General features: G+C 71.3%; 12 protein-coding genes. 7 read left to right on the top strand and 5 right to left on the bottom strand.

Annotated features, from left to right (window positions below; all coding sequences use genetic code 11):
- Position 1 precedes the first annotated feature (1 nt).
- From ACPEH0_RS07505 to ACPEH0_RS07495, 3 genes are all read right to left on the bottom strand, one after another.
- Complete coding sequence (locus tag ACPEH0_RS07505; RefSeq protein WP_253034510.1) at positions 2-319, bottom strand: hypothetical protein; 318 nt, start codon at positions 317-319, stop codon at positions 2-4.
- Positions 316-1,905, bottom strand: coding sequence for a radical SAM protein (locus ACPEH0_RS07500; protein ID WP_366213588.1), 1,590 nt, complete (start codon positions 1,903-1,905; stop codon positions 316-318). Before ACPEH0_RS07500 ends, ACPEH0_RS07505 begins: the two co-directional genes overlap by 4 nt.
- Positions 1,906-2,116: 211 nt before the next feature.
- Complete coding sequence (locus ACPEH0_RS07495) at positions 2,117-3,661, bottom strand: amino acid permease (RefSeq protein WP_366213589.1); 1,545 nt, start codon at positions 3,659-3,661, stop codon at positions 2,117-2,119.
- Between the two features lie 159 nt (positions 3,662-3,820).
- Between ACPEH0_RS07495 and ACPEH0_RS07490 the strand changes: the two genes are divergently transcribed.
- Genes ACPEH0_RS07490 through ACPEH0_RS07470 form a run of 5 tightly spaced genes read left to right on the top strand, consistent with a single transcriptional unit; the run spans position 3,821 to position 8,782 of the window.
- The gene (locus ACPEH0_RS07490; protein WP_366213590.1) at positions 3,821-5,176 is read left to right on the top strand and encodes a glutamine synthetase family protein; all 1,356 of its coding nucleotides are present in this window, start codon (positions 3,821-3,823) and stop codon (positions 5,174-5,176) included.
- The gene (locus ACPEH0_RS07485) at positions 5,157-5,927 is read left to right on the top strand and encodes a gamma-glutamyl-gamma-aminobutyrate hydrolase family protein (RefSeq protein WP_366213592.1); all 771 of its coding nucleotides are present in this window, start codon (positions 5,157-5,159) and stop codon (positions 5,925-5,927) included. Before ACPEH0_RS07490 ends, ACPEH0_RS07485 begins: the two co-directional genes overlap by 20 nt.
- Positions 5,924-7,279, top strand: a complete 1,356-nt coding sequence (locus ACPEH0_RS07480) for an aldehyde dehydrogenase family protein (RefSeq protein WP_366213593.1) — start codon at positions 5,924-5,926, stop codon at positions 7,277-7,279. Before ACPEH0_RS07485 ends, ACPEH0_RS07480 begins: the two co-directional genes overlap by 4 nt.
- A gap of 19 nt (positions 7,280-7,298) precedes the next feature.
- Positions 7,299-8,072 carry a 3-oxoacyl-ACP reductase gene (locus ACPEH0_RS07475; protein WP_253034516.1) on the top strand — a complete coding sequence of 258 codons (774 nt, stop codon included), beginning with the start codon at positions 7,299-7,301 and terminating at the stop codon, positions 8,070-8,072.
- The gene (locus tag ACPEH0_RS07470) at positions 8,069-8,782 is read left to right on the top strand and encodes a FadR/GntR family transcriptional regulator (protein WP_366213594.1); all 714 of its coding nucleotides are present in this window, start codon (positions 8,069-8,071) and stop codon (positions 8,780-8,782) included. Before ACPEH0_RS07475 ends, ACPEH0_RS07470 begins: the two co-directional genes overlap by 4 nt.
- A gap of 125 nt (positions 8,783-8,907) precedes the next feature.
- Here the strand turns inward: ACPEH0_RS07470 and ACPEH0_RS07465 are convergent, their stop codons facing one another.
- Positions 8,908-9,789, bottom strand: coding sequence for a transglutaminase family protein (locus tag ACPEH0_RS07465; RefSeq protein ID WP_366213595.1), 882 nt, complete (start codon positions 9,787-9,789; stop codon positions 8,908-8,910).
- The gene (locus ACPEH0_RS07460) at positions 9,786-12,296 is read right to left on the bottom strand and encodes a circularly permuted type 2 ATP-grasp protein (protein WP_366213596.1); all 2,511 of its coding nucleotides are present in this window, start codon (positions 12,294-12,296) and stop codon (positions 9,786-9,788) included. Before ACPEH0_RS07460 ends, ACPEH0_RS07465 begins: the two co-directional genes overlap by 4 nt.
- Before the next feature lie 88 nt (positions 12,297-12,384).
- Between ACPEH0_RS07460 and ACPEH0_RS07455 the strand changes: the two genes are divergently transcribed.
- Positions 12,385-12,897, top strand: a complete 513-nt coding sequence (locus tag ACPEH0_RS07455) for an amino-acid N-acetyltransferase (RefSeq protein WP_311285146.1) — start codon at positions 12,385-12,387, stop codon at positions 12,895-12,897.
- Between the two features lie 45 nt (positions 12,898-12,942).
- The gene (locus ACPEH0_RS07450) at positions 12,943-13,662 is read left to right on the top strand and encodes a hypothetical protein (protein WP_366213597.1); all 720 of its coding nucleotides are present in this window, start codon (positions 12,943-12,945) and stop codon (positions 13,660-13,662) included.
- Positions 13,663-13,790 lie beyond the last annotated feature (128 nt).

The following is a 13,790-nucleotide window of genomic DNA, read 5'->3' as shown; positions in this document are numbered from 1 at the left end:
GTCAGCCCAGCAGCCGCATCCAGAGCATGACCCACAGCGGGATCGCCGCCAGGGCGAGCACCTCGAGCACGCACAGGTAGGCCAGGACGAGCCGGGTGTCGCCGAGCTTGCAGCGCGAGCGGAGCAGCCCTGCGCGCCGGGCGCGCATGTACCCGGCAATCGCGACACCGGCGAAGAAAGCGACCGCGAGAGGCCCCGTGACGGCAGCGATCACGGCGATCGTCGCGAAGACGCACAGCCTCAGGGGGTCGAACGGCGCGACCGGATCGGCGACGCTCTCGTCGCGCTGGTTGAGGTGCCCGAACCCCGCCGCGCTCACGAGACGCTCACCGGGATCTGCTGTCGACCGCCCATCGCGGTCGACAGGCGAGCGCGGCCCAGGGGCGCCCACGCCTGCACAGCGCAGAACGGAGCGCACTGGTGCGCATCGGTCGACTCGTTGACGGTCGCCACGTGCACGCAGCACTGCGTGAGACGTTCCTCGATCATCGTGTTGATGTCCATGAACGGCTTCACGGTGATCCGCAGCACCCGCTCGCCCATCATCTTTCGCAGACGCGCGTGCTGCCCCGGCAGCTTCGATGCGGCGAGGGTGGCGAGGGTGCCGATCCCGAGGTCGCAGTTCTGGCAGATGTCGCGCCAGATCGAGCTCATGGACGGATGCGACAGCGACGACTGCTCGCTCAGCAGGTCGAGAAGCGACCCCTTCACCACCTTGCGGATCGCCTTGTTGACGTTGCTGTCGGCGATGCGGTTGGCGATCATGTCGGGCTGCAGGTCGAGGAAGTCCTTCAACCGCTCGTGCCCGATGAGCCCGACGAGCGACTTCCAGTCGCCAGCATCGTCCTTGAGGAGGTAGCCGACCGAGCAGCAGTGCGGGTGGCTGCACGGCAGCGCCGTGAGGTCGCGCCACGTGACCTCGCCGTCCGTCTGCGGGCCGAGCCGGTTCAGCACACCCGTGTGCGTGAGACGGTCGTTCGGGTCGATGCCCGACGAGCGCCCCGAGCCGAACACCGGCTGGATCGTCACGCCGCCGACGAACGGCGTCGCCATCGCGCGGCGGATCACCGCGCCGATCTCGCCGTCGTTGACCCCGAGGGTCGCCGTCATCGTGAGGGTGGTGAACACCCCGGCATCCGACAGCCGTTCGATCGCGCGTTCCTTGAACCGGCGGATGTCGGCGCCGCGGTGGAAGGCGGATGCCGCGGCCGACTCGCCGTCGTACTGCAGGTAGACCTCGACCCGCTCACGGTGCTTCTTGAGCACCTCGACGAAAGCGTCGTCCTGCGCGATGCGGAGACCGTTCGAGTTCAGTAGGATGCGGACGATCGGCCGGGCGACGAGATGCTCGAGGAGCTGTTCGAGCCACGGATAGAGGGTCGGCTCACCGCCCGACAGCATCAGCACGTCGATGCGATTGTTCTCCTTCGCGAGCCGCGCGTCGACCGACGCGAGCACCTCGGCCAGCGGCGCAACGGCAGAGGCCGCGGGGCTCGATTCCGCGAAGCAGGTGGGGCACTTGAGGTTGCAGTGGTCGAGTAGATCCTCGAGGAGGATGCAGGTGTGCTGGGTCTGCATCTGCGGCAGACCGTCCTCGTAGGCCGAGGGCACCGGCTTGAAGTTGCCGGTCGTGTCGGGACCGTGCACCTTCGTCGGCGCGGTCCACTGCTCGAGATAGGTGAGGATCTCGGCCGACTCGTCGTAGAGCGTACGCACGAGGCCGTGGTCGGGGCATCCGCGTTCCAGCCAGACCGTGCCGTCTCGGTCGGCGAGCCACCCCGACAGCCGGCGCACCTCGCTCAGCGGACGGTCCGGGTCCTCCTCGTGGCACGTCGGGCAGAACGCGTTGACGTAGCGGTGGACCCGATAGTCGCGCAGGGGCATCCCCGCTCCGGCGTGGCTCATGCCCACACCCTAGCCCCGGGGTCGACCGGGTCCAGCGGTGGCCCGCGTACAACGGCGACCCGCGTCAGCGGATGCAACGGATGCCGGGCGACACCCGGCATCCGTGGGCCCATCGTCGGCGCGTCGCGTCGGATCTGTTGCATCCGTGGACGCGGCCGGACGTGCGAACGGACCGGGTGCGCCCTCAGCAGCACCCGGCCCGTCCGGTCTTTCAGGAGCGGCGGTCTCCGAAGACGTCCTTCTCCATGGCGTCGTAGCCCTCGCGCTGCGGGTCGCGGTGCAGGCCGCCGGAGAGCGCGTACTCCTCCTCGGGCGAGAGGATGAGGCGCTTGCGGCCATAGACGGCGAAGCCGATGAAGATCACGACGTAGACGACGATGATCGCGACGATCGCGAGGAGGAACGTCGGGTTGAACAGCAGACCGACGAACACGATCGCCGCGATGATCGCGGCCGAATAGGCCCCGAACAGTCCCCACGGGCTCTTGTACGGACGTTCGGCGTTCGGGAACTTCCGACGCAGGATGATGAACGACACCATCTGCAGGAAGTACGCGAGCACCGCGCCCCACACGGCGATGTTCAGCACGATCGCGCCTGCCGGGCTCGTATCGCCGCCCGCCGCCTGGAGGATGACGAGCGCGATGAAGCCGAGCACGGCACCGAAGGTGAGCGCCACCCACGGCGTCTGGCGCTTGCCCGTGAGCGAGAGCCACCGGGGGTAGTAGCCCGCCCGCGACAGCGAGTACATGTTGCGCCCGTAGGCGAACATGATGCCCATGAGCGAGGCGAGCAGACCGATGAGCGCGAGCAGCGAGAGGATCGCGGCGGCCTGCGGCGGCAGGAACGCCTTGAAGCCGTCGAGGAGCGGCTCGACCGACGTGCCGGTCGCCTCCGCGCCGAGGACTCCGGTGTTGAGGAACAGCACGATCAGGCCGGTGACGATGAGGGTGCCGCGCGCCCACAGGCCGGCGCGCGGGATGTCGCGGGCCGGGTGGTGCGACTCCTCCGCAGCCAGGGGCAGCTCCTCGATGCCGAGGAAGAACCACATGGCGAACGGCAGCGCGAACAGGATCGCCCCGATGCCCTCGGGTAGGAACGTCGAGGCGCCGAACGCCTCGGGGTTCGGGGCCATGTCCCACAGCGACGCCCAGGAGAAGGCGCCCGAGACGAGGGCCATGACGCCGAAGACGACGATGATGCCGATCGAGATGATCGACACGATGATCGCGAATCGGAACGAGACCGCCGCGCCCGCGGCGTTCAGGCCGATGAACAGGACGTAGAGGACGACCCACCACAGCCACGCCGGCAGGCTGATCCCGGTCAGCAGCTCGAGCGCCTGATTCGCGTACGAGCCCGAGAAGTAGACGACCACCGCCGTCGTCGCGACGTACTCGATGGTCTCGGCGAGGCCTGTCGCGAGCCCTCCCCAGGGCCCCATGGCCGAGCGGGAGAACGAGTACGCACCGCCGGTGTGCGGCATCGCCGCGGCCATCTCGCCGATCGAGAAGGTCAAGCCGTAGTACATGAGCACGAGGATCGCGAAGGCGATGAGCATGCCGCCGAACCCGGCGAAACCGATGCCGAAGTTCCAGCCCGAGAAGTCGCCCGAGATGACGGCGGCGACCGCGAGACCCCAAAGTCCCCAGACTCCCGCGGAGCGCTTCAGCGTGCGTTTCTCGAAGTAGCCGTCCTCGGCTCGGGCGTAACGGACGCCGCCCGTCGTGGTCGGAGTGGTGCTCGGATTCGTCATGAGACCTCCTGGCTGCGGTCGGCGCGCAGCGCGCCGTCGGGTCGGCGCGCTGGCTCGCGCCTTGCGGATGAGTGTGGCGTCTATTGGTATGCCGTGTCTACCTTTGGCATGTAGCGTTCTCGTTACAGACCCGACCAGCGCACGACGGAAGGATGACGGATGCCCGGAAATCTGACGGCGGACGAGCTCGCCGACGCGATCGCGAAGGACGAGATCGACACGGTGATCGTCGCCTTCCCTGACGCCCAGGGGCGCCTCGTCGGCAAGCGCGTCGCGGGCCGGTTCTGGCTCGACGAGGTCGCCGGGCACGGGGCCGAGGTCTGCGACTACCTACTCTCGGTCGACGTCGACCTCAACACGATCGACGGCTATGCGATGTCGAGCTGGGACAAGGGGTACGGCGATCTCGTGCTCCGCCCCGACATGTCCACCCTCCGCCGCATCCCGTGGCAGGCCGCCACAGCGCTCGTCATGGCGGACCTCGAGTACGTGCGCGGCGGCGCGGTGATCCAGTCGCCCCGGGGCATCCTCAACGCGCAGCGTGAGCGCCTCGCCGACCGCGGCCTCGTCGCCTACTCGGGTACGGAACTCGAGTTCATCGTCTTCGACGACTCGTTCCGGGATGCCTGGGCGAAGCGCTACGCGGGACTGCAGGCATCCACCGACTACAACGTCGACTACAACCTGCTCGCCACGACCCGCCTCGAGCCGTTGCTGCGCGACATCCGCCGCGGCATGGAGGGCGCGGGTCTCTACTGCGAGGGCGTCAAGGGCGAGTGCCACGACGGGCAGCAGGAGATCGCGTTCCGCTTCGCCGAGGTGCTCGAGACCGCCGACCAGCACACGATCTACAAGAACGGGGCGAAGGAGATAGCCGACGCCCACGGCAAGTCGCTGACGTTCATGGCGAAGTTCGACCAGCGCGAGGGCAACAGTTGCCACATCCACCTCTCCGTGCGTGGCGAGGACGGCGCGGCCGTCATGGCCGGCGACGGCGAGCACGGGTTCAGCCCGCTCATGGAGCACTGGATCGCCGGCATTCTCGCGACCCTCCGCGAGTTCACGCTGCTCTACGCACCCACGATCAACTCGTACAAGCGGTTCGCGAAAGGCTCGTTCGCGCCGACGGGCATCGCCTGGGGCGTCGACAACCGCACCTGCGCGCTGCGCGTCGTGGGAAAGGGCTCGTCGCTGCGCGTCGAGAACCGCGTGCCCGGCGGCGACGTGAACCCGTACCTCGCCATCTCGGCGATCATCGCCGGCGGCCTCCACGGCATCGAGAACGAGCTTCCGCTGCCGGCGCCGCTCACCGGCAACGCCTACGACTCCGACGTCGAGCACCTGCCGACGACGCTCCGCGAAGCGGCGGACCTCTTCGAGAAGTCCGAGATCGCGCGCGCGGCGTTCGGCGAGGACGTCGTCGCCCACTACCTGCACCAGGCGCGTGTCGAGGTCCTCGCCTACGACGCCGCCGTGACCGACTGGGAGCGCATCCGTGGCTTCGAACGTCTCTGATCCCGCGGGCGGCCGCCGCCCCGTCATCGGACTCACCACCTACCTCGAGCGCGCGGTGCAGGGGGTGTGGGACGTCCGCGCCAGCTTCCTGCCGCAGCAGTACTTCGACGCCGTGACCGCGTCGGGCGGCGTCGCGGTGCTGCTGCCGCCGCAGCCGTCCGCGAAGGCGGCCGCCGACGTCGTGCTCGACGGCCTCGACGGGCTGATCCTCACCGGCGGGCTCGATGTGCAACCCGAGCTGTACGGCGCGGAGCGGCATCCGCTCACCGATCCTGCCCGCGCCGACCGCGACGAGTGGGAGCTCGCCCTGCTCGCCGGCGCGCGTGAGCGCGGCATGCCCGTGTTCGGCATCTGCCGAGGACTGCAGCTGATCAATGTCGCCTACGGCGGCACGCTGCACCAGCACCTGCCCGAAGCCCTCGGCACCGAGCGGTACAAGATCGGCGGCGGCGTCTTCGCCGAGAACACCGTCGAGGTGGATGCCGAGACGACACTCGCCGGCCTCATCGGCGCCGGTCCGTACACGGTGCACAGCTACCACCACCAGGGCATCGACCGTCTCGGCGACGGACTCGTCGCCACCGCCCGGACGGACGACGGACTCGTGCAGGCCTTCGAGGCGCCTGGCGACGACTACCTCGTCGCGGTGCAGTGGCACCCCGAGGAGAACTCCGCCGATCGGCGCCTGTTCCTCGGTCTCGTCGCCGCGGCCGACGCCTACGCCGCCGCGCACCGGGGGGTTGCCGCGTGAGCGCCTTCACCGTCCTGAACCCCGCCACCGGCGCCGCGGTGCGCGACGTCGACCTCGCCTCGGTGGAGGAGACGGATGCCGCGGTCGCCCGCGCCGTCCGTGCGCAGCGCGCGTGGGCCGAGCTCGCGCCCGTCGCCCGTGCCGACGTGCTGCGGAACTTCGCGCGCGTCGTCGAGGCCCACGTCGAGGAGCTCGCGCAGCTCGAGGTGCTCGAGGCGGGGCATCCGATCTCGTCCGCACGGTGGGAGGCGTCCCACGTCGCGCAGGTCCTGAACTACTACGCGGGAGCACCGGAACGCCTGATCGGCAGCCAGATCCCCGTCGCCGGCGGGCTCGACGTGACCTACCACGAGCCGTACGGCGTGGTGGGGATCATCGTGCCGTGGAACTTCCCGATGACGATCGCGTCGTGGGGGTTCGCGCCCGCGCTCGCCGCCGGCAACGCGGTCGTCCTGAAGCCCGCCGAGCTCACCCCGCTCACCGCGATGCGCCTCGGCGACCTCGCGGTCGAGGCGGGCCTGCCCGAGGGGGTGTTCACCGTCATCCCCGGTGCGGGTCCCGTCGTCGGCGAACGGTTCGTGACGCATCCCGATGTCCACAAGGTCGTCTTCACCGGTTCGACGCGGGTGGGCACCCAGGTCGCCGCGGGCTGCGCGCGCGAGCTGAAGCCCGTGACGCTCGAGCTCGGCGGCAAGAGCGCGAACATCGTCTTCGCCGACGCCGACCTCGAGGCCGCTGCCGCAGCCGTCCCCGGCTCGGTGTTCGACAACGCGGGGCAGGACTGCTGCGCCCGCAGCCGGCTGCTCGTCGAGCGGTCGGTGTACGACCGGTTCCTCGAGCTCGTCGAACCCGCCGTCGCCGCCTGGCGCGTGGGCGATCCGAACGACGAGTCGACCGAGATGGGACCGCTCATCTCCGCCGCGCAGCGCGACCGGGTCGCCGGGTACGTCGACGGGGCCGATGTCGCCTTCCGCGGGACCGCGCCGGAGGGCGACGGATTCTGGTTCGCGCCGACCGTCGTGCTCGCCGGGCGGGGCGACCGCATCGCGAAGGAAGAGGTCTTCGGACCCGTCGTCGCCGTGCTGCCCTTCGACGACGAAGCCGACGCGATCGCCCTCGCCAACGACACCGTCTACGGGCTCGCGGGCTCGATCTGGACGCGCGACCTGGGGCGCGGCATCCGAGTCTCCCGGGGCGTGCGCAGCGGCGTGCTGTCGGTCAACTCGCACTCCTCGGTCCGTTACGCGACCCCGTTCGGCGGCATGAAGGCCTCGGGCCTCGGGCGCGAGCTCGGACCCGACGCGGCCGAGCACTTCACCCAGACCAAGAACGTCTTCTACGCCACCTCCTGACCCGGAAGGACCTCCCCGAATGGACCTCACCCAGCGCCTGCACGACCGCGTCGCCATCATCACCGGCGGTGCCAGCGGCATCGGCCTCGCGACCGCTCGCCGGTTCGCCGCCGAGGGCGCCCGCGTCGTCATCGCCGACCTCGACCCCGAGACCGGGCAGAAGGCCGCCGACGAGGTGGGCGGTGTCTTCCGCCAGGTGAACGTCGCCGACCAGGCATCCGTCGACGCGCTCTTCGACGGCGTCGCCGCCGACCTCGGCTCGGTCGACATCGCCTTCAACAACGCCGGCATCTCGCCCGCCGACGACGACTCGATCGAGACGACCGAACTGCCCGCGTGGGACAAGGTGCAGGACGTCAACCTCAAGAGCGTCTACCTCTGCTCGCGCGCGGCGCTGCGGCACATGGTGCCGGCCGGCAAAGGCTCGATCATCAACACGGCGTCATTCGTCGCGCTGCTCGGTTCGGCCACGTCGCAGATCTCGTACACCGCCTCGAAGGGCGGCGTGCTCGCGATGACCCGCGAGCTGGGGGTGCAGTTCGCGCGGCAGGGCATCCGCGTGAACGCGCTCTGCCCGGGGCCGGTGAACACGCCGCTGCTGCGCGAACTGTTCGCGAAGGACCCCGAGCGCGCGCAGCGCCGCCTCGTGCACGTGCCGATGGGCCGCTTCGCCGAACCCGAGGAGATGGCGGCCGCCGTCGCGTTCCTCGCCTCGGACGACGCCTCGTTCATCACCGCCAACGCCTTCGTCGTCGACGGCGGCATCACCAACGCCTACGTGACACCGCTGTGACCCCCGCCGCGTCGTCGCCGGATCTCGGCCGCACCGTCTACCGACCGGTGCGCGGCGGCAACGCGCTCGAAGACACCGTCGCCCGGCTCGTGCAGACCGTGCGGCTCGGCGTGGTCGCGCCGGGGGAGTCGCTGCCCTCCGAACGCGACCTCGCCGACCGGTACGGCGTGAGCCGCGACACCGTGCGTCAGGCGATCGGCGAGCTCGCCGACGCCGGGTACGTCGTGCGCCGGCGCGGCCGATACGGCGGCACGTTCGTCGCCGACCCGCTCCCCGTGCCGACCGGACCCGTCGACACCGGCGAGCTCGACGACGTCCTGGGCCTGCGGCGTGTGCTCGAAGCGGGGGCCGCGCGGGCGGCGGCCTCGCGGGAGCTGACGGATGCCGCGCGCACCGCGCTCGAGCAGCGGCATCACGCGACCGTGGGAGCCGACGAGGGGGAGTACCGCCGGCTCGACTCGCTGCTGCACCTCGCGATCGCGGAGGCCAGCGGCATCCCGTCACTGCTCCCTCTGATCGTCGAGAACCGGGCGCGCGTGAACGCGTGGCTCGACACGTTCCCCCTGCTGCCGCGCAACATCGAGCACTCCGACGCGCAGCACGAGAGGATCGTGGCCTCGATCCTCGCCGGCAAGCCCGATGCCGCCGAGGCGGCCGTGCTCGATCACCTCGCCGGATCCGAGGCGCTGCTGCGGGGGTTCTTGGGCTGAGGTGCGCGTGCCGGGGCTCGGTTAGCGTTCACGGATGCAATGGATGCCGGCCGACACGCGGCATCCGCCGGTCCCGCGACGGCGTGTCGGGTCGGATCTGTCGCATCCGTGAACGGCAACGACCCTCAGTCGAGCGGGGCGACGTCGACCTGCACGCGCAGGGTCGAGGTCTTGGCCTCGGTGAAGATGATGCCGGTCACGGGCGAGACGTCGCCGTAGTCGCGTCCCCAGGCGACGGTGACGTAGCGGTCGTTCGCCCACTGGTTGTTCGTCGGGTCGATTGCGAGCCACTGGTCGGTGCCGGGCAGCCAGACGGCGAGCCAGGCGTGCGAGGCGTCCGCACCGAACACGCGCTCCTTGCCGGGCGGCGGCTGCGTCGCGAGGTATCCCGACACGTACCGTGCGGCCACGCCGTGACTGCGCAGGCACGCGAGCGCGACGTGCGCGAAGTCCTGGCAGACGCCCGCCCGCTTCGTCATCGCGTCGGCGACCGTGCTCGTCACGGTGGTCGCGGTCTTGTCGTAGTCGAAGTCGCGGAAGATCCGCTGCATCAGGTCCGTCGCCGCCTCGCCGATCGGACGTCCCGGCATCAGCGACTCCGCCCCGTACGCGTGCGCCGCGGAATCGTGCGCGACCCGCGCCGACTCGAGCGCGTACTCGGTGGCCTCGACCGCACCGGGGAGGTCCGGATGCCGCAGCGGCCGCGCGAGCTCCCACGGCTGCGCGAGCGCCTCGGCGTCGTACTCGGGCACGGCGATCGTCACCTCGCTCGCCGCCTCGATCGTCAGCGCCTCGTGCGGATCGGTCACGTGGAAGTAGGTCGACGAGTTGCCGAACCAGTCCGTGCGCGGCGACACGTCGCCGGGCACCGGCTCAACGATGACCTCGGCCTGCGCCACGCTCTGCCAGGGCAGCTCGCGCGGGCGCAGATGGAACTGGCCGATGCTGTCCTGCACGGCATCGCTGTAGGTGTACGCCGTCCGGTGCCACACGCGGTAGCGGGTCATGCGCGCGGGCCCATCAGTTCGACGAGCGACAGCTCGGTCATCGACACGGCCGGGGGACCCGCCTCGAAGTGCAGGTCGGCGATCGCATCCGACAGCTGCTCGAGCTGCGCGCGGATGCTCTCGAGTCCCTCGACGAGGCGCTCCCGGCGCCCGCCGACGACGGCGGTCATCTCGAGCACCTCCACCTCGGCGAGACCCGTCTCGAGCTGATCGAGCAGGCGCTCGGCGCGCGACGACCCGGTCGACGCCGGCAGGGCGGCGAGGTGCTCCCGCAGCGTCTGCAGCGAGAACGCGAGCGAGCGCGGATTGCCGCGGTCGAGCAGCAGTAGCTCGGCGACGTCGGCCGCCCGCATCGCCCCGCGATAGCGGCGACGGTGCGTCACGACGCTCTCGGCCGACAGCAGCAGCGACTCGAGCACCTCGCGGTCGGTGCGCGGACCGCGGCTGGCCGACAGCGCCGACGACAGCAGAGTCGTCAGCTGCAGCCCGCGCTCGAGGTAGCGACCGGCCTCCATCATGTGCCAGCCGGGGTCGCGGATCATGTTCGCCGTCACGCCGTACAGCGACAGCATCGACGCGAGCATGCGTCCGGCGGACTCCGCGGTGCGGTGCGGATGCGGGGCGCTCCGCAGCGCCCGCACGGCGCGGTCGATGTTCGAGAAGACCCGCCACGTGTCGCCCGAGAGCTGATCGCGGACCCCCTCCATCGCATCGCGCAGTCGCGCGATCGAGTGCGCCGCCGAGCCGGGGCGGGAGGCGTCGAGCAGCAGCGACCGGAACTCCGCCTCGGGGTCGGTCCAGCGCGTCCCGGCGAGGCGGTCGAGCGCGGCGAGCAGCACGCGGACGCTCTCGGCCGCCCGCGCGGCCGTGTGCGCGCCGGGCTGGTCGAGCGCCGCCTGCGTCGCGATGATGAGGCGCAGCAGATCCTCGGCGCGCTCGGCGTACCGCCCGGTCCAGAACAGGTCCGACAGTGCGCGCGGCGCGAGGGTCGGGTCGCTGCGCGTCGTCGGGAGGGACGCCACCTCCGCGATCCCCTGGTCGGGATCGGCCTCGTCCGACTTCAGGACCCACACGTCCTTCGTGCGCGGCGCCGCCTCGGGTGCGGTGCGCACCGTCGCGAGCCCGCCGACCAGCGGCCGGTAGGTCGAGCCGAAGCGGATCGCGAAACCCCGCAGGGTGACGGGTCGAGCGGATGCCGCGCCCCCGGCATCCCACACCGGAACCTGCGACAGGTGCAGCCGCTCGACGGCCGCGAAGCGGTGCGGCCCGCGGTCGATCCGGCCGCGGACGGCGGGGTCGGTCGCGGCGAGGGGCCGGCGGGGGTCGTCGATGTCGAACACCTCGAGCGCCGGGTCGGCGGCATCCAGCCGGGGCAGCGCCTCGGCGCGCGCGTCGTCGTCGCCGAGCCACCACGCCGGCACCGACGGGAGCCGCAGCTGCTCGCCGAGCAGCCGCTCGCACACTGCCGGCAGATAGGGGAGGAGTGCCGGGTTCTCGAGCACGCCGGCGCCCAGCCCGTTGACGACGCGCACCCGTCCGCGGCGCACCGCTTCGGCGAGGCCCGCGACACCGAGCCGCGACCCGGCGCGGAGTTCGAGCGGATCGCACCACTCCGCATCGACGCGTCGCAGGATGACGTCGACGCGTTCGCGCGGCGTCCGCGACGGCCACTGGGCGGGCTTCATCCAGACCGCGCCGTCCCGCACGACGAGGTCGCTGCCCTGCACGAGCGGAAAACCGAGCGCGTTCGCGAGGAACGCCTGGTCGAACGCCGTCTCGGACAGCGGGCCGGGGGAGAGGACGACGATCCGCGGCGCGCTGACGCCCTCGGGCGCAGCGGCGATGAGCGCCGCGCGCAGGGCCGCGAAGTACGGGTCCATCCGGTGCAGCGCGCCCTCGTCGAGCAGGCCGGGCAGCACCTGCGAGATCACGCGCCGGTTCTCGGCCGCGTAGCCGAGCCCCGACGGAGCCTGCACACGATCGGCGAGCACATGCCAGTCGCCCGCCGCATCCCGCCCGAGGTCGGTCGCCGACAGCAGCAGATCCGGCGGCGGGGCGTCGTCGCCGGCGCGGGCCATGGCCCGTACGAAACCGGCGTGGCCGAGGATGACCGCGGCCGGCACGATCCGCTCGCGCAGCACGACCTGCGGCCCGTACAGGTCCGCGAGCAGCGCGTTCAACAGCTCGGCGCGCTGCGCGAGTCCGACGTCCAGGCGCGCCCAGCCGGCGGCATCCATGACGAACGGCATCGGGTCGAGCTGCCACGGCTGCAGCTCGGCGCCGGCACGCGCGTACGAGACGCCGTCGTCGGCGAGGAAGCGGGCGATCTCGCCGTCGACGCGGTCGAGCTCTTCGCGGGTCAGACCGAGGGCGAGGGTGGCGAGACCCTGCCAGGCGGGGCGCAGCGTGCCGTCGGCGTCGACGACCTCGTCGAACCGCGGCGCTGCCGAGGCGAACGGCAGCGTCGGCTGCGACACGGCCGCGGCGTAATCACGGAGCACACTCACGCAGGTCCCCTTCCGGGTCCAGCGTAGGGGCACGCGGCGCGGTCGATCCGCGCGTTCCCGCCGGTGCCGGGCGAATACAGTGGAAGGCATGACGGGATCGGACGCCACCTTCACCGTGCGACCCGCGCGGACGTCGGACGTCCCCCGCATCCAGGAACTGCTCGAGCCGTGGGTGCAGCGCCGCATCCTGCTGGGCAAAGAGCGGGTCACGCTGTACGAGACCGTGCAGGAGTTCGTCGTCGCCGAGGCCGGCGACCGGCTCGTCGGCTGCGGCGCCCTGCACGTCATGTGGGAGGACCTCGGCGAGATCCGCACGCTGATCGTCGCCGACGACTGGCTGCATCGGGGCGTCGGCGGTGCGGTCGTCGACCTGCTCGAAGACAACGCCCGCGCGCTGGGACTCAGCCGGCTGTTCTGCCTCACCTTCGAGGTGCCGTTCTTCTCGCGGCGCGGCTTCGCCGAGATCGGTGAACAGGTGGTCGACCCCGACGTCTATTCGCAGCTGCTGCGCAGCCCCGACGAGGGTGTCGCCGAGTTCCTCGACCTCGCGCACGTCAAGCCCAACACCCTGGGCAACACCCGCATGCTCAAGCAGTTGTAGGCGCGCCGGGCGGGCGGGCCGGGGACCCGTGCGTACCCTGGATCCGTGACCAGCCCGACCCGCCGCCGCAAGCCGACACCCGCCGTGTACCGGCGTCGTCGGCTCGCCGTCGTGCTGCTGGCCCTCGTGATCGTGGGCGGCATCGTCGCGGTGGTCGCGTGGCAGCCCTGGCGGGCGTGGGCGGATGCCGCGCCGCAGCCGACGGCCGGGGCCCCGGCATCCGCTTCCCCGACCTCCACTTCTCCGGTCGCCGGCTCCCCGCCGACGCCGAGCGGTTCCGCCGCCGCGTCAGGGACGCCGACGCCGCGCGTCACCTCGTCGGCGGACGGTGACACCGGGGCGAAGCCCGACGGCGAACCCGCGGCCGCCCCGTGCACGACCGGCGACGTCACGGTCAGCGCCGTCGTCGACAAGAGCTCCTACGGGACGGGGGAGCTGCCGCAGCTGTCGATCCGCCTCGTCAACGACACCGCCCTGCCGTGCCTGATCAACGTGGGGACCGCGGCGCAGACGTTCGAGATCACGAGCGGCAGCGACACCTGGTGGCGGTCGACGGACTGCCAGACCGAGCCGAGCGACCAGGTCGTCACCTTGGATGCCGGTCAGACCGTCACGAGCGCGGCGCCGATCGTGTGGGACCGCACCCGTTCGTCCGTCGACACCTGCGACGGCGACCGGCAGAAGGCGCTGCCCGGGTGGTACAACCTCGCGGTCTCGATCGGCGGGATCGGCTCTGTCGAACCCGCCTCGTTCACGATCCGCTGACCCGCTCCGGCCCCGCGCGCGGAGGAGATTCTGAGAGGATTCTCATGATCTCGCGGGGTGGGACCCTGTCGCCGCCTCGCGCTCGCCGCGTACCCTGGGGGCAGCTCCCGGCGGCTTTCCCCGTTGTC

Source organism: Microbacterium sp. NPDC079356 (assembly GCF_049545465.1).
Taxonomy (GTDB): Bacteria; Actinomycetota; Actinomycetes; order Actinomycetales; family Microbacteriaceae; genus Microbacterium; species Microbacterium gawkjiense.
Note: the sequence above shows the minus strand (reverse complement) of the source record. Positions and strands in the feature narration are given on the sequence as shown.